The sequence below is a fragment of the Streptomyces olivaceoviridis genome (assembly GCF_014650115.1).
Classification (GTDB): Bacteria; Actinomycetota; Actinomycetes; order Streptomycetales; family Streptomycetaceae; genus Streptomyces; species Streptomyces olivaceoviridis.
The window spans coordinates 233714-257992 of sequence record NZ_BMUI01000002.1; the positions used below are offsets into that span (position 1 = coordinate 233714).

19 protein-coding genes and 1 pseudogene are annotated in these 24279 nt (G+C 72.9%); 8 read left to right on the forward strand and 12 right to left on the reverse strand.

The features are described 5' to 3' along the window. Positions 1-113 precede the first annotated feature (113 nt). The gene (gene treZ, locus IE273_RS04930) at positions 114-1859 is read left to right on the forward strand and encodes a malto-oligosyltrehalose trehalohydrolase (protein WP_189813897.1); all 1746 of its coding nucleotides are present in this window, start codon (positions 114-116) and stop codon (positions 1857-1859) included. 42 nt (positions 1860-1901) lie between these two features. Here treZ and IE273_RS04935 read toward each other — a convergent pair whose 3' ends face one another. From IE273_RS04935 to cyc2, 5 genes are all read right to left on the reverse strand, one after another. Beyond that, positions 1902-2837 carry a phosphotransferase gene (locus IE273_RS04935; RefSeq protein ID WP_189813898.1) on the reverse strand — a complete coding sequence of 312 codons (936 nt, stop codon included), beginning with the start codon at positions 2835-2837 and terminating at the stop codon, positions 1902-1904. A gap of 53 nt (positions 2838-2890) precedes the next feature. Continuing rightward, positions 2891-4018, reverse strand: coding sequence for an aminopeptidase P family protein (locus tag IE273_RS04940; RefSeq protein ID WP_189813899.1), 1128 nt, complete (start codon positions 4016-4018; stop codon positions 2891-2893). A gap of 216 nt (positions 4019-4234) precedes the next feature. Then, positions 4235-4798 (reverse strand): PDZ domain-containing protein, encoded by a 564-nt coding sequence (locus IE273_RS04945; RefSeq protein ID WP_189813900.1) that lies wholly within the window; start codon positions 4796-4798, stop codon positions 4235-4237. Between the two features lie 142 nt (positions 4799-4940). Then, the gene (phsA, locus tag IE273_RS04950) at positions 4941-6815 is read right to left on the reverse strand and encodes an O-aminophenol oxidase PhsA (protein ID WP_189813901.1); all 1875 of its coding nucleotides are present in this window, start codon (positions 6813-6815) and stop codon (positions 4941-4943) included. 114 nt (positions 6816-6929) lie between these two features. Continuing rightward, on the reverse strand, positions 6930-9083 hold the full coding sequence (gene cyc2 / locus IE273_RS04955; RefSeq protein ID WP_189813902.1) for a germacradienol/geosmin synthase Cyc2: 2154 nt from the start codon (positions 9081-9083) through the stop codon (positions 6930-6932). 152 nt (positions 9084-9235) lie between these two features. Here cyc2 and IE273_RS04960 point away from each other — a divergent pair, with 152 nt between their 5' ends. Both IE273_RS04960 and IE273_RS04965 read left to right on the forward strand, forming a co-directional pair. Further along, on the forward strand, positions 9236-10036 hold the full coding sequence (locus tag IE273_RS04960) for an alpha/beta fold hydrolase (protein ID WP_189813903.1): 801 nt from the start codon (positions 9236-9238) through the stop codon (positions 10034-10036). Then, complete coding sequence (locus tag IE273_RS04965) at positions 10033-11298, forward strand: cytochrome P450 (RefSeq protein ID WP_189813904.1); 1266 nt, start codon at positions 10033-10035, stop codon at positions 11296-11298. The genes IE273_RS04960 and IE273_RS04965 overlap by 4 nt, the downstream gene beginning before the upstream one ends. Here IE273_RS04965 and IE273_RS04970 read toward each other — a convergent pair. Then, positions 11291-12496, reverse strand: a complete 1206-nt coding sequence (locus tag IE273_RS04970) for a damage-control phosphatase ARMT1 family protein (protein WP_189813905.1) — start codon at positions 12494-12496, stop codon at positions 11291-11293. The genes IE273_RS04965 and IE273_RS04970 overlap by 8 nt on opposite strands. A 22-nt stretch (positions 12497-12518) precedes the next feature. Then, a complete protein-coding gene (locus tag IE273_RS04975; protein ID WP_189813906.1) occupies positions 12519-13166 on the reverse strand; it encodes a ScbR family autoregulator-binding transcription factor in 648 nt (215 codons plus the stop codon). Positions 13167-13607: 441 nt separating this feature from the next. Here IE273_RS04975 and IE273_RS04980 point away from each other — a divergent pair, with 441 nt between their 5' ends. Then, positions 13608-14567: a lytic polysaccharide monooxygenase auxiliary activity family 9 protein gene (locus IE273_RS04980; protein ID WP_373309303.1), complete on the forward strand. Its 960-nt coding sequence runs from the start codon at positions 13608-13610 to the stop codon at positions 14565-14567. Between the two features lie 18 nt (positions 14568-14585). Here the strand turns inward: IE273_RS04980 and IE273_RS04985 are convergent, their stop codons facing one another. After that, positions 14586-15236, reverse strand: coding sequence for a Tat pathway signal sequence domain protein (locus IE273_RS04985; RefSeq protein ID WP_189813908.1), 651 nt, complete (start codon positions 15234-15236; stop codon positions 14586-14588). Positions 15237-15918: 682 nt separating this feature from the next. Between IE273_RS04985 and IE273_RS04990 the strand changes: the two genes are divergently transcribed. The 3 genes from IE273_RS04990 to IE273_RS05000 all read left to right on the forward strand — a co-directional run bounded on the left by IE273_RS04990 (position 15919) and on the right by IE273_RS05000 (position 18738). Further along, positions 15919-16614: a DUF6230 family protein gene (locus IE273_RS04990; protein ID WP_189813909.1), complete on the forward strand. Its 696-nt coding sequence runs from the start codon at positions 15919-15921 to the stop codon at positions 16612-16614. A 5-nt stretch (positions 16615-16619) separates the two neighbouring features. After that, positions 16620-17093 (forward strand): DUF6114 domain-containing protein, encoded by a 474-nt coding sequence (locus IE273_RS04995; RefSeq protein WP_229887083.1) that lies wholly within the window; start codon positions 16620-16622, stop codon positions 17091-17093. A gap of 652 nt (positions 17094-17745) precedes the next feature. Beyond that, entirely contained in the window at positions 17746-18738 is a 993-nt protein-coding gene (locus IE273_RS05000; RefSeq protein ID WP_189813911.1) for a sporulation protein, read from the forward strand. Positions 18739-18771: 33 nt separating this feature from the next. Here the strand turns inward: IE273_RS05000 and tatA are convergent. Both tatA and IE273_RS05010 read right to left on the reverse strand, forming a co-directional pair. After that, positions 18772-18945 (reverse strand): annotated as a pseudogene (tatA, locus tag IE273_RS05005) (Sec-independent protein translocase subunit TatA); the annotation flags it as partial. 911 nt (positions 18946-19856) lie between these two features. Further along, positions 19857-20225, reverse strand: a complete 369-nt coding sequence (locus tag IE273_RS05010; protein ID WP_189813913.1) for an ArsR/SmtB family transcription factor — start codon at positions 20223-20225, stop codon at positions 19857-19859. Positions 20226-20438: 213 nt separating this feature from the next. Between IE273_RS05010 and IE273_RS05015 the strand changes: the two genes are divergently transcribed. After that, on the forward strand, positions 20439-20894 hold the full coding sequence (locus IE273_RS05015; protein WP_030984917.1) for a tellurite resistance TerB family protein: 456 nt from the start codon (positions 20439-20441) through the stop codon (positions 20892-20894). 108 nt (positions 20895-21002) lie between these two features. On the opposite strand, the gene IE273_RS05020 is transcribed toward IE273_RS05015, so the two are convergent. After that, positions 21003-22850 carry an aromatic amino acid lyase gene (locus tag IE273_RS05020; RefSeq protein WP_189813914.1) on the reverse strand — a complete coding sequence of 616 codons (1848 nt, stop codon included), beginning with the start codon at positions 22848-22850 and terminating at the stop codon, positions 21003-21005. A gap of 214 nt (positions 22851-23064) precedes the next feature. Continuing rightward, complete coding sequence (locus IE273_RS05025) at positions 23065-24027, reverse strand: ABC transporter substrate-binding protein (protein WP_189813915.1); 963 nt, start codon at positions 24025-24027, stop codon at positions 23065-23067. Positions 24028-24279 lie beyond the last annotated feature (252 nt).

Here is a 24279-nt window from a genome sequence, read left to right on the forward strand (position 1 = left end):
GGTACTTCCGCGACACCTCCCGGCAAAGGGCCGATTCGAGAGCGGATTGATCGTCCGGGGCGGCACGATGGAGACGCGGGACATCACGGTGAGCAGACGAAGGGGAACCGTCCGTGCAGTTCGAGGTGTGGGCACCGCAGGCAGACCGAGTGACGCTCCATTGCGAGGGCGGCACGCGCGCGTTGGCGCGCGATCCCGCGCGCGGCGGGTGGTGGACGGGCGAGGCGGAGGCCGGGGACGGCGCCCGGTACGGGTTCGCGCTGGACGACGGACCGGTGCTGCCCGACCCGCGCTCGCGCCGCCAGCCGGACGGCCCGGACGGGTTGAGCGCGGTCGTGGACCACGAGCGGTACGCGTGGCGGGCGTCGTGGGCGGGGCGCGGGCTGCCGGGCGCGGTGCTGTACGAGCTGCACGTGGGCACGTACACCCGGGAGGGCACCCTGGACGCCGCCGCCGCACGCCTGGACCACCTGGTGGAACTGGGCGTGACACACGTGGAGTTGATGCCGCTGTGTCCTTTCCCGGGGCGGCACGGCTGGGGCTACGAGGGTGTGTCGCTGTGGGCGGTGCACGAGCCGTACGGCGGTCCCGAGGCACTGAAGCGCTTCGTGGACCGGGCGCACGAACTCGGTCTGGGCGTCGTCCTGGACGTCGTGCACAACCACTTGGGGCCCACCGGGAACCATCTGCCGAGGTTCGGGCCGTACTTCACGGACACGCACACCACGCCGTGGGGTTCGGCGGTGAACCTGGACGCGCCCGGCTCGGACGAGGTGCGCGCCTTCCTCGTGGGCAGCGCGCTGGCGTGGCTGCGGGACTACCGGATCGACGGTCTGCGGCTGGACGCGGTGCACACGCTGTACGACACGCGCGCGTGCCACTTCCTGGAGGAGCTGTCGGCGGCGGTCGACGGCCTCGCCGAGGAGGTGGGCAGGCCGCTGTTCCTGATCGCCGAGTCGGACATGAACAACCCGCGCTTCATCACCCCGCGCGCGGAGAACGGCCTCGGACTGCACGCGCAGTGGAACGACGACTTCCATCACGCCCTGCACACCACGCTGACCGGTGAGTCCCAGGGCTACTACGCCGACTTCGCGCGTGATCCCTTCGCCGCGCTCGCCAAGACGCTCACCGGCGGCTGGTTCCACGACGGCACGTACTCCAGCTTCCGGGGCCGCGGTCACGGCCGGCCGCTGGACCGCGCGCGCGTGGCCGGGCACCGGCTGCTCGGCTACAGCCAGACCCACGACCAGGTCGGCAACCGCGCCCAGGGCGACCGGCTCTCCGCGCACCTCTCCCCCGGTCTGCTGGCCTGTGCGGCCGTGCTGACCCTGACCGCGCCGTTCACGCCGATGCTGTTCATGGGCGAGGAGTGGGCGGCGGGCACGCCCTGGCAGTTCTTCACCGACCACACCGACCCCGAGCTGGCCGAGGCGGTACGGCAGGGCAGGCGCCGGGAGTTCGCCGCGCACGGGTGGGCCGAGGAGGACGTGCCCGACCCGCAGGACCCGGCGACCCGCGAGCGGTCCTGCCTGGACTGGTCGGAGCCGGAACGCGAGCCCCACGCGCGCGTGCTGGCCTGGTACCGGCAGCTGATCGCGCTGCGCCACGCCCAGCCCGACCTCACCGACCCGGACCTCGCCGACACGAAGGTCGCGTACGACGAGGACGCCCGCTGGCTGGCCTTCCGGCGCGGTGACGTACGGGTGGCGGTGAACCTGGGCAAGGAGCCGGCGGCGATCCCGCTGGGCACCGGCCGGGTGGAGGTCCTCGCGGCCTGGGACCCGGTGGGGACGCCGGGCCCGGACGGGCTGCTCCAGGTACCCGGCGAGTCGTGCGTGGTGCTGACGCAGCCCTGAGAAGGGGCGCCGGGACAGCCCTGAGGGGCCCTGGCGGTCCCGTCAGGGCTCCGGCTCGTCCTCCTGGAAGTCGGTCACCCGCTCCAGCAGGATCGGCTCCCAGGCGCGCCGCAGCTGGGTCCGCAGCAGGGGCAGGGAACCGGTCGTACGGCCTTCCAGGCGGTCGGTGAGGCGGAGGACGGAGTCGCAGCGGGCCAGCCACAGGCCGCGCAGACAGGGGCGGGCGCCGTAGCCGGCGAGGGTGGCGGCGCGCACGGCCGGCGGGGAGCCGACGGCGACGGCGAGCCCGGCGATGTCCTCGGCGGGGTCGCCGACGGACGCCGCGGTCCAGTCCAGGATGCCGCGCACCCGTCCGTCGGCGCTGACCAGCACGTGCGCGCCGGTCAGCCCGTGGTGGGTGAGGACGGCGGAACCGGGCTGCGCGGCGAGCTGGGCCGCGCCGGACGGGGTCAGCTGGTGCAGCCGTGCCGCGTCGAACTCGTCGGCGGCGGCGAGCCGTTCGGCCGCGTGCACGGCCATCCGGCGCAGCGCCTCCAGCGAGCGCGGGGCGGTGCGCGGCACGCCGAGCGCCTCGGCCTGCCGGGCCGGCACCGTGCGCAGCCCGCTGAGCAGCCCGGCGAGGTCGGCCTCGCCGACGGCGGAGACGTCGTGCTCGTCGGCCGTGCCGCCGGGCACCCGGGTGTCGAGGGTGTAGGCGAGGCCGGGCGCCCAGTCGCCGTGCGCGACGCTGGTCGGGACGGCGACGGGCACCTGCGGGCGGACCAGCTCGCGCAGGCGCAGTTCGCGGCGGCGGCGGACGGAGGCCTCCCGGTCGGGCGCGAGGCGCAGCACATGGCGGCTGCCGACCCACCAGGTGTGCTCGCGCTCCTCCGTCACGGGCCGCACATCAGGTCCCCCCGTGCCGTCGCCGCCCTCCTTGAGCAGCGAGCGGACCAGTCTGCGGACGGTGTCCGCGGTGGGTGTCGGTGCCTGGGTCATGGGTCGTGCGTCGCCGTTCCGGGTGTCGTCGGGAGTGGGTCTCCTCGGGTCTCTCACTCCACTATGACCATCTCACGGGTGGTGTCGTTGAGGCGCCGGCCGCCGTCACCGGTGACCGTGACGATGTCCTCGATGCGCACCCCGAAGCGGCCGGGCAGGTAGATGCCGGGCTCCACGGAGAAGCACATGCCGGGCACGAGCGGCTGTTCCTCGCCCTCGATCATGTACGGCGGCTCGTGCGTGGTGACGCCGATGCCGTGGCCGGTGCGGTGGATGAAGTACTCGCCGTACCCGGCGTCCGTGATCACCGCGCGGGCGGCGCGGTCGACCTCCTGGCAGGCCACTTGCGGGCGCACGGCCTGGAAACCGGCCTCCTGGGCGGCGCGCACCACGTCGTGGACCCGGCGCTCCTCCTCGGTCGGCTCGCCGACGTGGACCGTGCGGGTGGTGTCGGAGCCGTAGCCGTCCTTCAGGCCGCCGAAGTCGAGGACGACCATGTCGCCGGACCGGATGACGCGGTCGCCGACCTCGTGGTGGGGGTTGGCGCCGTTCGGTCCGGAACCGACGATCGTGAAGTCGACCTGGGAGTGGCCGAAGCGGCGCAGCAGGCCGGCGAGGTCCTGGCCGACGTCGGACTCGCGGCGGCCGGCGAAGGGGACCTTCCGGATCTCCTCGAACGCGAGGTCGGCAGCCGCGCCCGCGGCTGCCAGGAGTTCCAGTTCGGCCGCGTCCTTCACCGCGCGCAGCATGGGCAGGGCCTCGGTGAGGGCGGCGTAGGAGGTGCCGGGCAGGGCCCGCTGGAGGCCCAGCAGGTGCATCGCCCAGGTGTTGTCGCTGATGCCGAACCGGCCGCGGTCGTCGAGGAGGCCGGCGGTGACGGCGTAGGGGTCCTTGCCGTCGGTCCAGTCGCGCAGCGTGAGCGCGGTGGCGCCGGCCGCCTGCTCGGCGTCCGGGGCCTCCAGGGTGGGCACGACGAGCACGGGGTCCCGGCCGGGCGCGAGGACCAGCAGGGTCAGCCGCTCCGTGACCGCTGTGGGCGTGTAGCCGGTGAGCCACACCATGTCCGGTCCCGGCGCCACGAGCAGCCCCGCGAGGCCGGCGTCGTCGGCGGAGCGCACGGCACGCTCCATACGGGCCCTGTAGTCGGCGGCGGTGAAGGGCGCGGGCGTACTACCGGTCATCCGGGCCTCCGGTGCGGGTGAGGAAACGGGGTGAGGGCGTCTCGGGCAGCATCCTGCCCGCCCGCACGGACCCACGCGAGCCGGCCCCGCGGACCGACGTCCCGCGGTCCGTCCAGGGGGCACTCGGCATGGGTCCATGATGACGTGCGGGACGGACGGTGACCAAGGGGTTTCCTGGCGTGACCGGGGCGGCGGCGGTGGCTGGCCCGGACCGGGTCAGATCACCACCGCCGGCGTCACCGTCAACTGCTGGTAGCCGCCGCTCGCGTGGCGCACGGTGAGGAGCACCGCCGTGCCGGGGCGGGCCCGTCCGACGGCTCGGGCGAGGTCGGCGGCGGTGTCCACACGGGCCTGGCCCCACTGGAGGACGACGTCCCCGCGGACCAGGCCCGCCGCGTAGCCGGGGCCGGGCACGTGCACGCCCACCACGAGGGCGCCCGCCTTCTCCGCGTCGGCGGCATCCACGCCCAGGACCGGGCCGGGCGGGGCGGGGACGGGCGCCGGCGGGGGCGTGGCCCTGGCCGAGGGCGCCGGCGCGGGCGGCGGGGCCTGGCGTCGCGGCTCGGCGAGTCTGCTCATGCCGATCACCGTGGCGCCGACCGTACCGATGCCGACGCCGGCTAGTACCAGCGCGGTGCCGGCGCACAGGCCGCACAGCAGGGTCCGCAGCCGCCGTCCGCGCCGGGGCACGGCGTGCGGGCGGTGGGCGGGGTCGGGGGTGTCGTCCTCCCGCCGGTCCTGACCGGGCATCGGCTTGGGACGCAACGCAGTCTGTTCCATGGTTCGCTCGCCTCCGGGTGGTGCTCTACCCGGGGCGGTGGACCGCGACGAGACACGAAAGGGTGAGAATGCCCGGAGGGCGACGGAGGGTAGTCATAGCCGTCACGCCGACGCGTTCAGCGCACCCTTTCGGCCCGCCCTCTCAGCCCGTGTGGCCCTCGCCGTGGCCGCCGTGCGCCCCGCCGTGGTCGAACCTCAGGGCCTCGGGCGGCATGACGACGAAGGGCCGCATCATGCCCATGTCCTCGTGCTCCAGCAGATGGCAGTGGTACATGAACCGGCCGTACGCGCCGTCGAAGCGGCCCATGACCCGCAGCATCTGGTCGCCCGGCACCCGGAAGACGTCCTTGTGGCCCCGCTCGTTGGGCGCGAGCGGTATCTCCCGGCCGGCGTCGTACCGGATCGGGGTGCGGGTGCCGCCCACCGCCGGGTCGAAGCCGGAGACGTCGTACGCGTCCCGGCCGAGCAGCTGGAAGTCGGCCAGGTGGATGTGCATGGGGTGCACGATGGGCGCGAGGTTGAGGAAGCTCCACTGCTCGTGGCTGCCCTCGCCGATCGTGAAGCCGAGCCCGTCGTTGAACGTCCGTGCGGTGCGCCGGTACGTCTTCGTGGTGCCGTCGGGTCCGGTGACCTGGACGATGCCCTCGGCCGGGAACGTCAGGCCGCTCGGGTCCTCGACCTCGGTCATCTCCCAGATCTCCGGGTGGCCGCCGGCCCCCTTGGTGGCGGGCGGGGTGAGCAGGACGAGCCGGTGGCCGTGGGGGGTGTCGTGGGTGAGTCGGCGGAAGGACCCGGAGAGCACCTCGGGCAGTTCGAAGGTGTCCTCCGCACAGCTCTCCCGGACCCGGAACTCCAGCACAGCCGGACAGGGCACGTCTCCGGCCGGGTCGGGCACGCCCGCCGGCCGGCCGGGGCCCTTGTTCACCAGGCGCAGGGTCCGGCCCGCGAGTCCGCGGAAGTCCACCAGCAGGTCGAACCGCTCGGCGGGCGCGGCGGTCAGGGTCGGCAGCTCCGCGTCGAAGTCGACCGGCACCGGGCGCGGCAGCAGTCCGCCGTCGCTGCCGATCTGGTGGACGATCCCCGGCACCGGCTGGTCGTCCTCGTCGATGAGGACGAGTTCGAAGATGCGCGCGTTGGAGGCGTTGACCAGCCGGAACCGGTGCCACGCCGGGTCCACGTCGGCGTACGGCCAGATGCGGCCGTTGACCGTGGTGTACGGGCCGGTGAAGGGTATGGAGACCGGGTTGCCCGTCTCCGGGTTGCGCTGCTGGACGATCACCGTCTTGTGCAGCAGCCGGCCGTTGAGGCGGCCGTCCTCGTCGGTGTCGAGGTTGCGGTCGGCGACGATGAGCGGGATCTCCCGCTCGCCGGACGGCAGGTGGAGCGCGTCCTCCTCGTCGTCCCGGACGAGGTAGGTGCCGTACAGGCCCGCCATCACGTTCCACCGGGTGATGTTCATGGCGTGGTCGTGGTACCACCACTGCACCGCCTGGTGGTCGTTCGGGTACTCCGACAGCTGGGCGTCGCCGTGGCCGACGGCGTTGTCCGCCCAGCCGTCGTTGCCGCCGCCGGTCTGCGCGCCGTGCAGATGGGTCACCGACCAGGCGGGCAGGGCGGCGACGTCCTTGTTCGGCTCGACGCCCTCGCGGCCGGGCTCGGTGGTGGCCTGCGGGCGGCCGTCCGTGCGCAGCGGCACCTCCACCGAGGTGACCGGGTACTCGCTGTCCTTGGGGATGCGGTTGGTCCAGGCGATGCGGACGCGCTGTCCCCGGCGCACCTCGATGGTCGGGCCCGGCACGTGTCCGTCGTAGCCCCACATCAGGGTCGGCGGCAGTTGCGGGTGCAGGCGCACCCAGGTCGGGCGCAGGGCGATCTCGGTCTCGCGCAGGACGTCGTCCGCGGCGGGCCGCAGGACCGGCGGCACGGTCAACGGCGCCATGTACGGCGTCAGTTCGCGGGCCGCCGGTGCCTGCTCGCCCGTGGTCCGTCCGGTGAGCCTCTCGATGGTCTCGGTCAAGGTAGAACACCCCCGTGTGTTCTGGCTCTGTTGTTCCCCTTACTCCACAAGACTCCCGAGGACTCACCGAAGTTCCCTGAATGCCCGATTCCGTACGCGGAGATTCGGCGACCGTCAGCCGAGCGACAGGGCGGGCGCGCGGTCGGGCAGGAAGCCATGGGCGCGGCGGCCGAGCCATGCGGCCTTGTACCGGTCGACCTCCCGGTGCCAGTTGAGGATGCCGGCCAGCCAGTTCCGCAGGTCCCGCACATACGCGTCCATGAGCGTGCGGGCCTCGGCGGACAGCTCGAAGTCGTCGTACAGCACCGGCAGTTCGTGGGCGATCACATGCTCGAACTGCTGCATGCGCTGGGTCATCAGATCGTGGACGACGCCGAGCGCGGCCGGATAGTCCACGCCGAAGAAGTTCTGCACGACCAGGACCGAGTTGTGGATCTCGCCCTCGTACTCGATCTCCTTCTGGTAGGAGAAGACGTCGTTGAGGAGGCAGGCGTAGTCGATGGCGGCGTTCTCCAGGGAGCGCACCGGACCGCTGGCGTAGACCTCGGCGGGGATCGCCGGGCCGTTGCCCATCCGGCACAGGCTCAGGGTGAGGTCCGAGCCGAAGGTGGAGCGCCGCATCTCCAGGTAGTCGACCGGGTCGGGGACGCGGTTCTGCACCTGGTTGGAGAGCTCCCAGACCCAGCTCTCGGTCATCTTGTCCACGGACGTCTTGAGGGTGCGCCGCTGGTCGGCGGTCATGTCGGCCGTGGTGCGCGTCCACAGGTCGATCAGCCCGCGTTCCATGGCGTCGGCGGGAACGACCGCCGGCGCGCCCTCCACCGCCATGCACCGCGACAGCCGGGCCGTGGTCAGCCGGGCGGCGGCGAGGTCCCGGCGGTGGCCGTACACCAGGGGGTAGTAGTCGTCGCCGTAGGTGCCCCAGGCGAGCCACTGCGCGCTGAGGTCGAGGGCCTCCGGGGTGGCGTCCGGGTCCAGGCCGGCGGAGCACAGCGCGAGGTCGTAGGCGGCGAGCTTGTCCTCGTCCCAGACGCCCTCCTGGAGGACGCCCATCCGGTGGCACCAGTCGACGAGGTTGCCGCGGGCCCGGTCCAGGTGGGGGCTGAGCTGGAGCTCGAAGGGCATGTAGAGGTCGGGGATGCGGGACGGGCCGACCTTCTGGTACGGCACGTGGGAGTAGGCACGCAGCCGGTCCTGCGCGGCGGAGGCGAGCAGCGCGCCGACGTCGGCGGCGGAGGTCCCGGGGCCGCTGGGGAGCTGCCAGGGCGAGCTGGGGCGCGCGCCCTTGTTCATGTAGCGGCTGGAACGCATGTGCCACTCGTGACCGCCGGACTGCCAGTCCTGGAGCCCCTTGGTGTAGGCGGCGACCGCGGCGACCTCGGCGGGCGTGAGGCCCTTCTCCAGGGCGACGGCGGGGACTTCGGTGAACGCGGTGTGCTCGAACTGGTGCAGCCGGGAGGTGAGGACGTCGTTGACGGTGTCGGCGGCCTCCTGGGTGGTGCAGCCGAAGAACCTCTCCAGGACCAGCACGCCGTTGCTGTTCTCGCCCTCGTCCTCGACCTCGCGCTGGTAGGAGAACAGGTCGTTGCGCAGGTGGACGGCGTCGGAGAAGGTCTCCATGAGGACGCGCAGCGGCCGGGTGCCGGCGACGGCGGCGGGCACCTCCGCGGTCGCGTACTCCACGAGCCCGGCCGACCAGGGGGCGCCGCCGACCTTGCGGCGCATCTCGATGTACTCGACGGGGTTGGCGACGCGCCCCTCGTTGATGTTGGACAGTTCCCACATCGACTCGTTGAGCAGGTGCTCGGTGGCGACGGAGAAGCGGCGGCGCCAGTCCACGGACATCGACGGCACCGTCCGCGCCCACAGGTCCTTCAGCCCGGCCTCCACCGGGTTCTCCGGCTCCGGCACGGTGGTGGCGAGGTCGAGCGGCATGAACAGCGGCAGGCGGTCCAGGTGGGCCTTCCCGGCGGCCCGGTCCGGGGTGCGCTTGTACATGTCCAGGAAGTGGTCGTCGAAGAAGAACACCCACACGTACCAGTCGGTGATCAGGGAGAGAGCGGGTCCGTCGCAGTCGGGATGGGTGTAGGCGCACAGGAGGCCGTAGTCGTGCGCCTCCAGGTCGGCCTGTTCCCAGATCCCGGAGCCCTCCAGCATGCCCATGTCGCGTGCCCACCGGGTCGAGTGGGCCCGGGCCTCGTCCAGGTGCGGGTTGAGCCGCGCGGGATACGGCATGTAGAAGCGCGGGAGTTCGAACGGCTGCGTCATGGCCGGGCCCTACCCGCGGCCCCGGACGCCCATCCAGCCGGCGGCACATGATCACACCATCGCGTGAACCGCTCACGAAACCGGGAACTCCGGTGGGCGGTTGTGGCGTTGGGCGCCTTGCCGTGTCCGCGCGCGGGGGCCACGGTAGGCGCATGACCTCCTTCGTGCTGCCCCATGAGGTGCACGGCGACGGCGCCCACAAGGTGTTCGCCGTGCACGGCTGGTTCGCCGACCGGTCCGCCTACGCGGCCGTCCTGCCGGACCTGGACCGCGTGTCCTTCAGCTATGCGCTGGTGGACCTGCGGGGTTACGGCGAGGCCCGGGACGCCACGGGCTCGTACACGACGGCCGAGGCGGCCGTGGACCTGGTGGAGCTGGCGGACCGGCTCGGCTGGGACCGGTTCTCGGTGGTCGGGCACTCGATGGGGGGCGCGGTGGCGCAGCGGCTGCTCGCCGTCGCCCCGCACCGCCTGCGCCGGATCGCCGGCGTCTCCCCCGTGCCGGCCTCCGGAATGCCGCTGGCCGGCGAGCAGGCCGCGCTGTTCGCGGACGCGGCGCACCGGGCGGAGAACCGGCGCGCGATCATCGACGTCACCACCGGGGGCCGCCGGCCCGCCGCCTGGCTGGACCGGATGGTCGCCCGCTCGCTGGAGCGCAGCGACCCGAAGGCGTTCCGGGCCTGGCTGGAGTCGTGGGCGGGCGAGGACTTCACCGCCGACGTCGTGGGCAGCGAGGTACCGGCGCTGGCCGTGGCCGGCGCGCTGGATCCGGCGCTGTCCCCGGAGGTCATGCGGCAGACCTGGCTGTCCTGGTACCCCCGCGCGGAGCTGACCGTGCTGCCGGGCGCCGGTCACTACGCGATGGACGAGGCCCCGCTGGACCTGGTCCGTGCCGTCGAGGACTTCCTGCGGGCCGACGACGCGGGTGACCCCCGGGCGGGCGGGGCGGCGTGAGCGTGCGGGAGGCGCCACCGGTCCCGGACGTCTTCGATCCGCGCCGGTACGCCGACGGGGTGCCCCACGACGACTACCGCGTGCTGCGCGACCACCATCCGGTGGCCTGGCAGGAGGAACCGGAGGTGCTGGGCTGGCCGGCCGGGCCCGGGTTCTGGGCGGTGACCCGGCACGCGGATGTCGTGCGCGTGCTGAAGGACGCGGGGACGTACTCGTCGTACGTCGGCGCGACCCAGATCCGCGACCCGGACCCCGGGGACCTGCCGTTCATCCGGCGGATGATGCTCAACCAGGACCCGCCGGGGCACGGGCGGCTGCGGCGGCTGGTGAGCCGCGCCTTCACGCCGGGGCGCGTGGACCGGTTCGCGGCGGTCGCCCGGGAGCGGGCGCGCACGCTGCTCGCGGGCGCCCTGGAGGCGGCACGGGCGGGGGACGGCACGGTGGACCTGGTGTCCGCCGTCACCGACGAGTACGCCCTGCTGAATCTGGCGGATCTGCTGGGCGTCCCGGAGAGCGACCGGCGGCTGCTGCTGCGCTGGACGCAGCGGGTCATCGGCTACCAGGACCCGGACGAGGCCGGTCCCCCGGTGCTGGACGGGGCGGGCAGACCGGTGAACCCGCGGTCACCGGCGATGCTGGCGGACATGTTCGCCTACGCCGGACAGTTGGCCGCGTACAAGAGGCGGTATCCCGCGGACGACATCATGACGACACTCGCCCACGACGCCGAACTCGCCGAAGCCGAGCTGGAGATGTTCTTCTTCCTGCTCACCGTGGCGGGCAACGACACCGTGCGCGGCGCGGCCCCGGGCGGGCTGCTGGCGCTGGCGGAGCACCCGGAGGCGTACGAGCCGCTGCGCGCCGGGAAGGCGGCCGTGCCGTCCGCCGTCGACGAGTTGCTGCGCTGGCATCCGCCCGTGCTGACCTTCCGCCGGACGGCCGTGCGGGACACCGAGCTGGCGGGCCGCGCGATCCGGGCGGGCGACAAGGTCGTGGTGTTCCACGCCTCGGCCAACCGCGACGAGCGCGTCTTCGCCGCTCCCGACCGGCTCGATCTCACCCGCTCCCCCAATCCGCACGTCTCCTTCGGGGACGGCCCGCACGTGTGCCTCGGCGCTCACTTCGCCCGGCTGCAACTGCGGCTGCTCCACGAGGAGGTACTGCGCGTCCTGCCCGGACCGCCGCGTCTCGCCGGGCCGCCCGGGCGGCTGGTGTCGAACTTCATCAACGGCATCAAGTCGCTGCCGCTGCACCTCACCTGACCGGCTCTTTCCCGACACCCTTCGGGTCGGTCTGGATCAGCGCGTGCGTGCCCCTGGTCCGCCAGCTCTGTCCCTCGGCCGCCACCAGTTCGGCCTCGGTCGTCGCGGACAGGCCGGTGATCACATCGGACTTGAGGGTGCGCAGGGCGGCGACCGGACCGGGGAAGTACGCGGTCGTCTCCCGGAAGGGCGTGGTGGGCGGCCAGAGCCGGTCGCCCACCAGGCGGCGGTAGTTGAGGTCGCCCTTGACGATGGTCAGCGTGGCCGCGGCGAACTCGGCGCGCAGGTCCTCCGGCATGGCCGCGTACGGCAGCGGGGCGCAGGAGAAGGGGTGGGCGCGGACGGTGAGCCGGCCGTCGGCCATGGCCGACCAGAGCAGGCGCCCGTAGTCGGCGGCCGTCCCGTGGGCCGCGCGCAGCCGGTGCAGCGCGTCGACCACGTCGGCGGTGGTGGCGTCGGAGACGTAGTACGGGTACGGCTTGACGTGCAGCACCGCTCGGGCGGTCCGGCCCTCGGCGAGGAGATGGGCGATCAGCAGGAGGTCGGGGACGAGTTCGCGGCCCGCGTTGTCCGCGACGAGCACGAGCGTGCCGGTTCCGGCGGGCGGCAGCAGCGACCACAGGGTCTCGCTGTCGTCGGCGACCAGCGCGGGGGCGGGTTCGCGGGCCTGGGCGCCCGCGGCGGAGAGCCGGAAGCCGAGGTCGGCGCGGTTGCCCCAGAGCGAGCCGTGCAGCAGGGCGCGCGCCCGCTCGTTCTCCGGCAGGTCCCGCAGGCCGTCCAGGGCGGCCAGTTCCTCGTCGGTCTCCGGGGCGTCGAGTTCGGCGCGTTTGAAGGGGCGGAAGGGGTCGATGCCCTGCCAGGCGCCCGGCCCGAACCAGCCGGCGGCGTCAAGCAGCCGGCGGTAGAAGTAGCTCTCGGCCCACAGCCAGGGCACGTCGTACCAGGACCGCCCGGCGTACTCGGCGAGGCCCCAGTCGTGCCACCGGTCCCGGTCCGGGGCGTCGGCGGGCAGCGGTTCGACGGTCCCCTCGGTGCAGCTCTTCAGCAGCTCGTCCAGCGCCGTGTGCTGCCCGGGGCCGTACGGGAAGGCGTCCCGTACCTGCCGGATGATCGCGGGGTGCCGTTCGGCCAGCACGCTGTGCGGGAACGAACCGGGTTCGTTGCCGAGGATCACGGGTGCGAAGGGGATGTCGGGCATGTCCGTCACCGTATCGCGGGCGTCAGGCGATGCGGATCTCCCGCTCCAGCTGCGTGGCGAGGGTGACATAGCGGGGGCGGCGGTGCACCGGGACGAGTCCGCGGACCATGAGGTGCCACATCTCGGCGACCCTGCGCGGCAGCCGTCCGACCGGTTCGAGCGAGCGGCCGGCGACCCGGGTGCCGATGAAGAAGCAGACGAGGGAGTGGGCGACGACGCCGACGTCGAGATCGCCGTGCACGTCGGCTTCCCGGACGGCTCCGGTGAACTTGCGGGTGGCGAAGTCGAGCCACTCGGTGAACGGGTGCCGCAGCGGCGGCCGTACGGCGATGTCCGCGGCGGCCAGGCGGAGTCCGGCGCGCGGTACCGGGTCCTCCACGGCGAGCCGGGCGATCCCGAACGTGGTGCGCATCAGGGCCTCCAGCGAGGAGCCGCCACGGCTCTCGACGTCGGCCACGAGCTGCCGCGCGGCCTTGTCCTGGAGTTCCAGGATGGCGTGGGCGAGATCCTCCTTGGCGGCGAAGTGGAAGTACAGGGCGCCCTTGGTGACCTTCGCGTGTGCGACGATGTCGCTCAGGCTGGTGGACTCGTATCCGTGCCGGTCGATCAGATCGGCGGCGGCCGTGATGATCGTCGCCCGGGTCTGTTCGGCACGTAACTGCCTTGGCATCCTGGACTCCCTCCTCGCGCTCAAAAAGAACAGGACATGCGGTTTGTTTCTGACTCGTTGCATACGATAACTCACCGAGAGGCAACGGGAGTCCGGCGGACCACGCGCGCGGTACGACACGTGTCATCGCCCCGCTCGCCGCCGGCCGGGTGCTCCGCACCTCTTCAACGGGCGAGACCTCATGGTTTCCCCTTCGTCGCCGGCCGCTGTCCGGGAGCCCCGGGGCGGCGGGCGCCGCCCCATGATCGCCACGATACGAGGCGGACGGCCGACTCCTCAATGGGATGTGGAAGCAGGCGCAAAACAGCCGAACCGGTCGGTGCTTTCACGCCCCCCGCGCGCGGGTGCGCCGGACCGGCTGAACACGGCGGCCGGCGGGGCCGTACTGGACGCGCAAGCCCCGTTCCCCGCGCCCGTCGAGGAGACGCCCGGATGACTCGGATGACTCGAACGACCGCCCGCCTGGGCGTCAGGACGGCCGCCGCGACGGCACCGCTCCTGCTCCTGCCGTGGGCGGCGGGGCCCGCCCAGGCGCACGGAGCCCCCACGGACCCGGTCAGCCGGGTCTACGCCTGCTCGCCCGAGGGGGGCGCCGCCCGGACGCCGGCCTGCCGCGCGGCGATCGCGGCGAACGGCGGTCCGTTCACCGCCTGGGACAACCTGCGTGTGGCGGGGGTGGCGGGCCGCGACCGGCAGGTGATCCCGGACGGCGGACTGTGCAGCGGGAACCTGCCGGCGTACCGGGGCCTGGACCTGGCCCGGCGGGACTGGCCGGCGACGCGGCTGACACCGGGCGGCCACCTGACACTGACCTACGCGTCGACCATCGCGCACACGGGCACGTTCAAGCTGTACCTGACCAAGCCGGGTTACGATCCCTCACGGCCGCTGACGTGGTCCGACCTGCCCGCGCGACCCTTCGCCGAGGTCACGGACCCGCCGCTGCGGAACGGGGCGTACCGCCTGAACGCGACGCTCCCCGCGGACCGGACGGGCCGTCAGGTGCTCTACACCGTCTGGCAGAACAGCAGCACGCCGGACACGTACTACGCGTGCTCCGACGTGGTCTTCCCGGAGCGCGCGAAATCCGCCGGGGCGGCGAGGTCCGCTCGGCCCGCACCGACGGCGAGTTCACCGGATACGCAGGCCGCATCTGGTGCGTCGGCCGCACCGGCCCCATCGGAGCCGGGTTCCCCGGTGGCGGGTTCGACCGGCCGGTCGACGAGCGACGGCGGTGACCGGGCCGAGGCTGCCGTGCACGGCGGAACGCCGGTCGCACAGACCACGCACGGCGGGTCGGGCCCCTCGGCGCCGCTACTGGCGGGCGGCGCCGCCGCGGTGCTGCTGCTCACCGGGGGCGCCGCCCTCACTCTGCGGCTACGGCGTCTACGACGACGCTGAAGCGCGCGATCCGGTCGGTCAGTTGACGTAGACCCGGGCTCCCGCGTCGGTGACGGGGGCGTACTTCGCCGTGAAGTAGCCGTTGGCGAAGCACAGCGACGAACCGGAGGTCCTGGTGAACTGCTGGTTGGTGAAGGTGATGCTGCTGTCGGCGTTGTCGGCCTTACCGGTCAGCCCGGGCGCCTGGTACACACAGCTCACGGTGCCCAGCAGGGTGCGCAGCTGGACGGTGGCCTGGATGACGGAGCCGCTCGGGGGCGAGACGGTGAGGGTGCCTGCCGAGGTGATCGTCGCCGAGTAGGGCAGGTTGTTGATGGTGATGCCGTTGACGCCGAGGACACCGGTGACGTTGCTGGTGCAGGTGGTGTTGTCGAAGGTGTGCGCGGTGACGGACTCGGTGGCCGTGCCGGGTGCGGTCGGGTTGCCGGTGACCTTGGCGGTGAACTGCGAGCCGGTGCACTTGATCCCGCTGGTGCCGGTAGCGCTGGAATAGAAGGTGGCGGAGGTGCCGGAGGCCAGCGGCGCGGTGAGGGTGTCACCGACGGCGACCGCGGTGCCGCCGGTGCTGCCGGTGGTGAGGACCGCGCCGGCCGCGGAGGCCGGGGCGGCCCACGTGAGGGCGAGCGCCGTGGCGGTGCCGGCAAGAGCGAGGAGGGAACGCGTACGCATGGGGGTGCCTCTCTTCCGAAGTGGGGGGGACAGACGAGGTGCGGTGGGGGGTGCGATCGGTGTGCGATCGGTACGGATGCCGCCGGCGCGGGGCCGTCACGCCTTCTCCGTACGCGGCGGACCCGCGACGGCGGCACACCGGACACCGGCCGAAGGCCTCGGGGGAAGACCTCCGGCCGGGCCGGGTACAGGGGCGGCCTGGCACGGAGAGAACGAGGGAAGTGACCGTGCCGGAGCCGCACTGAGAGGTGGAGCGGTTGCCGTGACAGGGCCGGGAACGCGGCCGGTGCCGCAGGAGGGACGCGGCGGATGCCACGTCTGACGCGAACGGGTGCCGCTTGCTGGATCCGGCGCCACGGATCCGGGGAAACAGGGGAAGTTGTAGACCTGATCAACCGTCAGGGTCAAGTGGTCGAAGGGTAGTTGGGCCTGCCCAGTTGCGGTCCGTGCACATCCGACACCCTTTTTTCACATCTCCCTTGACCCTTGAAAGTAACCGGCGGTAACTTCCTCGAAGGCTACTGCCGCGTAACGAGAAATCCCTCGCGCCCTCCGGGAGTTGCGAGGAGGCGTGCGCGGCATCCGCTGTCCGCGCCAGGACACCGCGCCACTGAAGCCCAACCCGCATTGATCCGCGCTCCATTGATCCGCGCCCCATTGATCCGCGCCCACGGGAGCAGACATGGCCTCGTCCCCGGACGTCCCGTCCGCCGGCAACACCCCCGACACCCCGGGAAGCGCCACCCCGCCCGAAGCCCAGAACGCCGCCGGGACCACCGCCGGCGCACGGCGCGGCCGGGTCCGGGCCCGCCGCGCCGCCGTGATGGCCGTGCCCGCCACCCTGGTCGCCGCCGGCCTCGCGGTCCTCACCGCACAGGGAGCGCTGGGTGTGCAGTTCTCCATCTCCGGCATGCCGTTCACGGTCACCGCCACGGAACTCAACGGCACCGGATTCGAGCAGTTCGGCGGGCTCGACAACATGGCGGAGGGCAGCCCCAATGCCGGGGACACCGGCGGTCAGGTGCTCGTCATCACCTCCGCGATCAAGCACGCCACGCTCACCAAGCTGTGCCAGAGCGTCGACCTGGGCGGCACCAACCTGCTGATCACCGCGGGCAGCGGGTCCGAGAAGGTCAGCGCGACCGACCTGACCACCGACTCCACCGAGCTGTCGGGTGACGCGGCGTTCAACAACATCGAGATCGGCAACGACGCCAGCACGCTGACCAAGGCGGGCGTGAAGGGTCCGATCGGCGTCTTCAGCCAGCAGGCCGACACCGTGCGGATCGCCCATCTGCGGCAGACCAACTACGCGACGACCGCTGGCGTGTTCAAGCTGCCAGGTCTCAAACTGCGCTTCAGCGACTCGGGTTGCTGATCACCGTGCCGGACCGTCCACGCCCGGGACCGAGGCTCGCCTTCCGCGGATGGCGGGCCCGCCGGCCGTTCTGGGGCGGGCTGCTGCTCGCCCTCGGCGGCGGCGAGATCCTGCTGACCGAGAAGGCTTCGCTGAAGGTCGTGCTGCACATCGGCATGCAGGGCCTGGCCGGCTATCTGCTGCCGACCCTCATGGTGCTGCTGGGCCTGCTGATCCTCTTCAATCCCTCCCAGCGGCTCTTCTACTCCATCACCGGCATCCTGCTCTCCCTGGGCAGCTGGCTCACCTCCAACCTGGGCGGTTTCTTCATCGGCCTGCTCCTCGGCGCCATCGGCAGCTGCCTCACCTTCGGCTGGCTCCCGGACCAGGAACCACGCGTCAGCCGCCGCGAACGACGCGAGCGGAAGCGGGAGCGGAAGCGGGAGCGGAAGCGGGCCGAGGCTCACGCATTGACGTCGGAGGAGGCGGGCGCGGCCTGAGCCGGGACCTGGGCGGTGAGGCGGGCTCGGTGCGGGCTCGGTGCGGTCTCGGTGCCGGCTCGGTGCGGTCTCGGTATGTGCCGGGGTGTCCTTGGCGCCGGGACTTCGCGCGGGGCCATCCTTGACGCCGGGACCGTTCTTCGCGCAGGGCCATCCTTGACGCCGGGCTGACCGCGCCGGGTGTCGGTGGTGGAGCGGGTCGGCGCTGCCGGGCCTCGGTGGTGGAGTGGCCCTGGCGCTCCGGGACTTGATGGCGCCGTGGCCTCGGCGCGCCGGGTCTCGATGGCGCCGTGGCCTCGGCGCGCCGGGCCTCGGTGACGTAGTGGCGGTGCCGCGCCGGGCACTCGACGGCCGGGGAGCGAACCCAGCCGGGGCGCAGTGGCCGTGGTGCGCCCGCCCCTCGGTAGGGGGTAACCGGGCCGCGGTCGTGCGCCCTGCGTCGGGCGGCCGAGACCGCCGTGCCCCGGCGGCGAGGGGCCGGGCCCCTGCTTGGTTCGGCGGAGCGGAGGAGGCCGGACCGGGCCGGATCACAAGCCAGGGGTCCCCCGAACAGGTGACTTGGGAACTTCTTTGCGCTTGCCGGGAGTTCATCGGGCAGTCGGGCGGCCGTGGAGTGCCGTCCGGGTGACGTGATGAACGAAGGAGCTACGGCATGGTGTTCAAGAGGCTGCTGGGCGCGATCGGGGTCGGCGGCCCCTCCGTGGACACGGTGCTCGACGGCGGCGCGGCGCTGCCCGGCGGGGCCCTGGCGGGGCGGGTGCTGCTGCGGGGCGGTGCGACGGCCGTGGAGGTCGAACACATCGGCCTGGAGCTGATCGCCCGCGTGGAGGCGGAGCACGCGGACGGAGAGAGCGAGGGCACGGTCGCCTTCGAGCGGTTCACCGTCGGCGGCGGTTTCCGGCTCGGTGAACATGAGGAACGCGAGCTGGCGTTCAGTGTCCCGCTCCCCTGGGAGACGCCGGTGACCGAACTGTACGGACAGCCGCTCGGCATCGTGCTGGGCGTGCGCACCGAGGTCGCGGTGGCCGGCGCCCGGGACAAGGGCGACCTGGACCCGCTCGCCGTCCGCCCCCTGCCCGTGCAGGAGGCCGTGCTGGAGGCCCTCGGCGCACTGGGCTTCGGCTTCCGCTCGGCCGACCTGGAGTACGGCCGCATCGGCGGTACGGGCCAGCAGTTGCCGTTCTACCAGGAGATCGAGCTGACCCCGGCCCCCCAGTACGCGCACGCGGTGAACGAGATCGAGCTGACCTTCCTCGCCTCCCCCATGGGCGTCGAGGTGGTCCTGGAGGCGGACAAGCGCGGCGGACTGTGGTCGTCGGGGCATGACGCCCTGACCCGCTTCACCGTGCGCCACGAGGACGCGCCGACCCTCGACTGGCAGAGAGAGGTGGACGGCTGGATCCGCCAGGTGACCGAGCACCGCGACGCCTACGACAGCCATGCGGCGTACGGCCACGGCGGCGCGCACCAGCCCGGTCTCCACTCCCCCGAGGCCCACCGCTCCGGCCCGGGCCTGGGCACGGCCGTGGCCGCCGGCGCGGCGGGCCTCGCCGTAGGGGTCGTGGGCGGCATGGTGGCCGCGGAAGTCGTCGACGAGATCGGGGACTTCTTCGAGGGAGAGGAGGACGAAGGCGACGAAGGCTAGGAGAGGAGCAGGAGGAGGGGGGGCCGCTCAGCCGGCGGAGCCCTGCGTACCGTCCTCCTCCTTCATCGCCTTGGCCTCGCTCTTGAGGATGCGCATGGACTTGCCCAGCGCCCGAGCGGTGTCGGGGAGCTTCCGGGCCCCGAACAGCAGGAGGAACACGACCGCGACGATCAGCAGATGCCAGGGCTCAAGTCCGTTGCGGAGCATGACCGCCCCCTTCTTCGTCTCGCTTGTCTCACTATGCGGCAACGTTTGCCGTATTGCGCAACTGTACAACCCGGCCTGGGGCGGGAGAGCGCTCACCCGCCCTGGGGAAGGGGGTCTCCCTGGCCCGGCCTGGCCGGGCGACGGCACACGCCGGTCGTGGCGGGCCTGCCCGGGCCGACCCGGGCTACCGCCCACGCCGGTCGCGGCGGGCCTTCGCCGCCCCGGAGGCCAGGGCCGACATGACCAGGGCCTGGGCGAGCAGGTCTCGGTGAACCAGGCTGAGTGGAGCAGGGCCTGGTCCTCCGGGGCGTCGGGGGCGTGCGGTCCGCTCGTGAGGGCGGCCCGGCGCATGGTCGGCCCGTGAGTGCGCGGCAGCCGTGCGGCGGCGGGGGCGAGGCCGCCGGGGCCGAGCCGGATGACGTCGCCGGGTGCGCGATCGGCCACCGGCACCTCGTGGGCGTGCGGTGCGGCGGTGTCGTCGGTGCGGCGGTGTCGTCGGTGCGGCGCAGCACGGTGGCCGTACCGGTGACCGGCTCGTGCGGGGCCGCCAGGGCGCGGTCGGCCCGGCGCTCGCCGTCCGCGCGCAGCACACAGCCGACGACGACCAGCACGAGATTCACGGCGGCGGTGCCCCAGGAGGCGACGCACGGAAGTCGCCGACGGCAGCACCCGCCGAGGTTGACGTCGCCGTGGTCGCCCGCCCGCCCGAGACCGACCGAGGGTGAGCAGCGCGGCGGTGAAAGGGGCGCACAGGCCGTGCAGCGGGGGGGGCGGCCAGGCAAGGGGCGCGCGGGCGGGGCGGGGTGTTCTCGCCGGGGGCGGTGAGCCGGGCGGCGGCCTCGGCGTCGGTGGGTCCGCGCGGGCCGGTGTCCAGAGGCCGGAGCTTCCGGAGGACGGTGCCGGCGCCGGAATCAGAGGCCGCGGAGCCGGCGGGCCGGGACGGTGGCGGGTGCCTCCCGCTCGGCGAGCCGGCCGACGAGGAGGCGTACGACGTCGACCACGGGGGCCTGTTCGGCGGTGTCGACGAAGTAGACCTGGCGGCGGCCCTCGCGGCGGGAGCGGACGAGGCCGGCGAGTTTGAGCTTGGTCAGGTGCTGGCTGACGGCGGGCAGGGCGCCGCCGACCCGTGCGGCGAGGCCGGTCACGTCGCTCTCGCCCTGGGTCAGCGCCCACACGATGTGCAGCCGGGCGGGCGTGGCGAGCAGTCCGAAGGCGGCGGCGGCCTCGGCGAGCACCTCGGCGGAGGGGTCCTGGTGGCCGGTGCCGGACGCTGTCGCCACTGTCGCCTTCCTCCGCTGGGTTCGTCGTGGGTTCGCCGCTGCGTTCCGACTGTGTTCCGGCTGTGTTCCGGCTGTGTTCCGGCTGTGTCCGCCGCGCTCGCGGACTCAGTGTAGATCTCCGGAACTTCCCGGCCGCCCCATTAGTTTCTACGTTGCTGTAGAAGTTAACGTCGGACTGCCGGAAGCAGCCGGCGGACGATACGAGGAGTACGCATGGCCCTGTGGGACCGCATCAAGGATTCGGCGTCGCAGATGCAGACGCAGTTGGTGGCGAAGAAGAACGACCTGAAGAGCGGCGCGTTCCGCGATGCGAGCATGGCGATGTGCGCGCTGGTGGCCGCGGCCGACGGGACGGTGGATCCGTCGGAGCGGCAGCGGGTGGCTCAGCTCATCGCCACCAACGAGGTGTTGCAGAACTTCCCGGCGGACGACCTCCGTCGGCGCTTCGAGGAGAACTTGAACAAGCTGACGACGGACTTCGCCTTCGGCAAGGTGAGCGTGTTGCAGGAGATCGCCAAGGCGAAGAAGAAGCCCGCCGAGGCGCGGGCCGTCATCCAGATCGGCATCGTCATCGGTGGCGCGGACGGCGACTTCGACAAGGACGAGCAGGCCGTGGTGCGTGAGGCGTGCTACGCGCTGGACCTGCCGCCGCACGAGTTCGACCTCTGAGCCTCCTGTGGAGCGCGTGGATGAGGGCACGCGCGAAGACCTCGACCGTGCCCTCGTCCACGTGCGCATCGAACGGTGCTCGGCGCTCCCGCGCTCACCCTCCTTCGCTCACAACTCCGCGAGGCGGGGCAGCAGTGCCGTCGCCGTCTCGATGTCCCCGGTCAGCGGGCGGTCCTCCAGGCCGGTGGGGAGCACGGCGGCGGCGAGGGTGAGGGCGGGGAGGGCCGGCGGTGCCGGGTGGAGACGCAGGGCCCGGACGGCGGACACCAGTTCGCAGGCGAGGACGGTGGCGTAGGCGGCGCGGGCCCGTTCCGTCTGGCGGGCCGCCTGCCCGGCGAAGCCGGCGGCCTCCTCCAGGCCGTGGGAGAGGACGGCGTGCCCGGCCGAGGCCGGCGCGGCGGCGCTGGAGCGCAGCTCCGCGAGCGCCGAGTTGGCGGTGTACTCCAGGATCATCGTGCCGGAGCTGCCGGCCGGGCCGGTGGCGAGAAACGCGGGCAGGCCGGTGAGGTCGGGGCGGCTCAGCGCGGACAGGCGTGCGGCGGAGAGCTGCGCGGTCTTCAGCAGGGCGAGGTTCAGGCCGTCCAGCGCCAGCGCGAGCGGGGCGGCGAAGAAGCCGCCGTGGTGGTAGAGGTGGCCGTCCGGGGTCAGGACGGGGTTCTCCGAGGGGCAGTTGACCTCGGTCTCGACGATCCGGCGCAGCGCGGCCGAGGCCTCGAGGGCGGCGCCGTGCACCTGCGGGAACGCGCGGAATCCGTACGGGTCCTGGATCCGCCGGCCGGCTGCGGGGAGCTCGTTGTCCACGTCCGTCGCCGGGTCGTCGGGCAGGCCGAGCAGACGCCGTACCTCGGCGGCGGCACGGGCCGGGCCGGGGTAGGGCCGCAGGGCGTGCACCGGCGCGGCGTACGCCTCCGGCGAGCCCGACACGGCGGCGAGGGACAGTGCCGCGACCACGTGCGTGGCCCGCAGCAGCAGCTCGGTCCCGTGCCCGGCGAGGGCGGCCTGTGCGAGGGCGAGGGCGTTGCTGCTGAGCAGCGCGAGGGCGTCGCCGGCCCGCAGGGTGACCGGAGCGGGCAGCGCACCGGCGGCCCGGTCTCCCTCGCCGACTCTCCGGGGGCGGGCCTCGCCGACTCCCCGGGGGCGGGCCTCGCCGACGTGCACACCGTCGACCGTCCCGGTCAGGTCCGCCGCCGTCTGGGCCGCTTGCTCCGCACCGACGCCGACACCACCGAGGGGCCCGGCGCCGGAAGGCGGCCGTTCCCCGCTGAGCACACCCCCACCCGGCGGCTCCTCCAGCACACCGCCCGGTCCGACCGTCGCCCGCTCCGCGGTGCCCACGCCCCCACTCGCCGGACCAGCACCCGGCCCGGCCCCGGCCCGCTCGCCCACCGGCACGGTGCCGTCCGCGCGAGGTGGGGTCGTCGGGTCGTCCGGTGTCAGCCACGGGCGTTCGCCGAGGAGGGTCAGGCCGGTCTGGGCCAGGGCCGTGAGGTCGCCGGTGCCCACGCCGCCGTACTCGTTGACCGCCGGGTGAACGCCGAGACGGAGGGCGTCGGTGAGGGCGGTGACGAAGGACGGGTGGATGCCGGAGCCGCCGGCGAGGAGCTGGTTGGCGCGGATCGCGAGCATCGCGCGAACCGTGCGGGCCGGCAGCGGCGGACCGGCCCCGCCCGCGTGGCTGCGCAGCAGACGCAGGCCGTGGGCGGTCTCCTCGGCCGGGTCGACGGCGACCGAGCGGTGCGCGCCGACGCCGGTGCCCCGGCCGTACCAGCGGCCCGTGGCGGCGAGCCGGTCGGCCGTCTCCCGGGCACGGCGGACCCGGTCCAGAGCGCCGGGGTCGACGGCGGGCACGGCCGTACCGTCCGCGAGCCGGATCAGGGCGGGGAGGGTGAGGCCGCCGCCGTCGAGCGGGACGCGGGTGTCCCCTGGCTGCGGGGGCACCCGCGTGGGCACGTCCACGGTCGTTCCTGACAGTTCCTGGTCGTTCCGGTTGTTCTAGTCGTTCCGGTCGTTCCGGTCGTTCCGGTTGTTCCAGTCGTCCGGTCACTCCGGGCCGTTGCAGCAGTCCCGGCGTTCCGGTCACCTGACCGTTCCGTCCGTGCCGGTCACCGGGCCGTCCCGGCGATCCCGGTCACCCGGCCTCCCCGCCCAGGCCCTTCCGAGTGGTCCGGCCTCAGCCCAGCCCCGCCGACTTCAGCCACGCCTTCGCGACGTCCAGCGGGTCCTTGTTCTGGGCCTGCACCTGGGTGTCCAGGTCCAGCAGGGTCGCGGTGTCGAGCTTGGCGGAGACGGCGTTGAGCGCGTCGACGCCCTCCTTGGACAGCGCGCCCTTGTAGGCGAGCGGCTGGATGTTCTCGAAGCCGAACAGGTTCTTCGGGTCCTGGAGGACGACGAACTTCTCCTTGGAGATGTTCGGGTCCGTGGTGAAGATGTCCGCCGCCTGCACGGCGTCCTTCTTCAGCGCCGCCAGCGTGAGCGGGCCGCCCGCGTCCAGCGCCTTGAAGGACTTGAACTCCAGGCCGTAGACGGTCTTCAGGCCCACCAGGCCCTGCTGCCGGGTCTGGAACTCCGGCGAGGCGCCGATGACCAGGTCCTTGGCGATGTCCTTCAGGTCGGCGATGGAGGACTTCTCGGTGAGCTGGTACTTCTTCGCGGTCGCCGCGTTGACCGTGATCGAGTCCTTGTCCTGCGCCGGCGCCGGGTCGAGCAGCGTGAGCTTGGAGTCCAGCTTGGCGCTGATGGCGTCCGTGGTCTCCGCGAGGGTCTTCGGTGCGGCCTTCGGGTCGAGGTAGGCCAGCAGCGCCCCGTTGTACTCGGGCAGGACCGATACGGAACCGTTCTTGATCAGCCCGTAGGTGGTCTCACGGCTGCCGATGTTCGGCTTGTACGTGACCTTGATCCCCTTGGCCTTGAGTGCCTCGCCGTAGATGTCGGCGAGCAGGGTGCTCTCGGGGAAGTTGTTGGATCCGACGACGACGGTGTCGCCGCCGGCCTTGCTGTTGTCCGACAGGGGGTTGTCGGCCTTGCCGTCGTTGGAGGAACAGCCCGCCAGCAGAACCGTCGCCGCCGCGAGGGCGACCGCCGCCGCGCCTCGGTTCCTCCGGATGGACCTGCTGATGTGGGTTGTGGAAGTCACGGACTGATCCAATCCAGCCAGTTCTCGGTCAGTCAAGGGAATCAGATCACCGATTGGCCTCGATCCGCGATCACCCGTGCACACAGTGCAGTCTCTTTGTAACGGATTCTTGATGAAAGGTGAGCTGATCCACACCTCAAGGGGCCTGTACTCTCACCTGCGTTGGTATCGACCACAGCGGTGCGCGGGGCCCGCTTCGGTGTCGTGACGCAGGCGTTCCGGGGGCGACACGGCCCTCAGGTCCGGGAGTGA

What these genes read in the sequence shown, in the direction of transcription:
- IE273_RS04935 (WP_189813898.1), bottom strand. Translation starts at nt 2,837, where the DNA reads ATGACCCAGGCACCGACACCCACCGCGGACACCGTCCGCAGACTGGTC.
- IE273_RS04940 (WP_189813899.1), bottom strand. Translation starts at nt 4,018, where the DNA reads ATGACCGGTAGTACGCCCGCGCCCTTCACCGCCGCCGACTACAGGGCC.
- IE273_RS04945 (WP_189813900.1), bottom strand. Translation starts at nt 4,798, where the DNA reads ATGGAACAGACTGCGTTGCGTCCCAAGCCGATGCCCGGTCAGGACCGG.
- cyc2 (WP_189813902.1), bottom strand. Translation starts at nt 9,083, where the DNA reads ATGACGCAGCCGTTCGAACTCCCGCGCTTCTACATGCCGTATCCCGCG.
- IE273_RS04960 (WP_189813903.1), top strand. Translation starts at nt 9,236, where the DNA reads ATGACCTCCTTCGTGCTGCCCCATGAGGTGCACGGCGACGGCGCCCAC.
- IE273_RS04970 (WP_189813905.1), bottom strand. Translation starts at nt 12,496, where the DNA reads ATGCCCGACATCCCCTTCGCACCCGTGATCCTCGGCAACGAACCCGGT.
- IE273_RS04975 (WP_189813906.1), bottom strand. Translation starts at nt 13,166, where the DNA reads ATGCCAAGGCAGTTACGTGCCGAACAGACCCGGGCGACGATCATCACG.
- IE273_RS04980 (WP_373309303.1), top strand. Translation starts at nt 13,608, where the DNA reads ATGACTCGAACGACCGCCCGCCTGGGCGTCAGGACGGCCGCCGCGACG.
- IE273_RS04985 (WP_189813908.1), bottom strand. Translation starts at nt 15,236, where the DNA reads ATGCGTACGCGTTCCCTCCTCGCTCTTGCCGGCACCGCCACGGCGCTC.
- IE273_RS04990 (WP_189813909.1), top strand. Translation starts at nt 15,919, where the DNA reads ATGGCCTCGTCCCCGGACGTCCCGTCCGCCGGCAACACCCCCGACACC.
- IE273_RS05000 (WP_189813911.1), top strand. Translation starts at nt 17,746, where the DNA reads ATGGTGTTCAAGAGGCTGCTGGGCGCGATCGGGGTCGGCGGCCCCTCC.
- IE273_RS05015 (WP_030984917.1), top strand. Translation starts at nt 20,439, where the DNA reads ATGGCCCTGTGGGACCGCATCAAGGATTCGGCGTCGCAGATGCAGACG.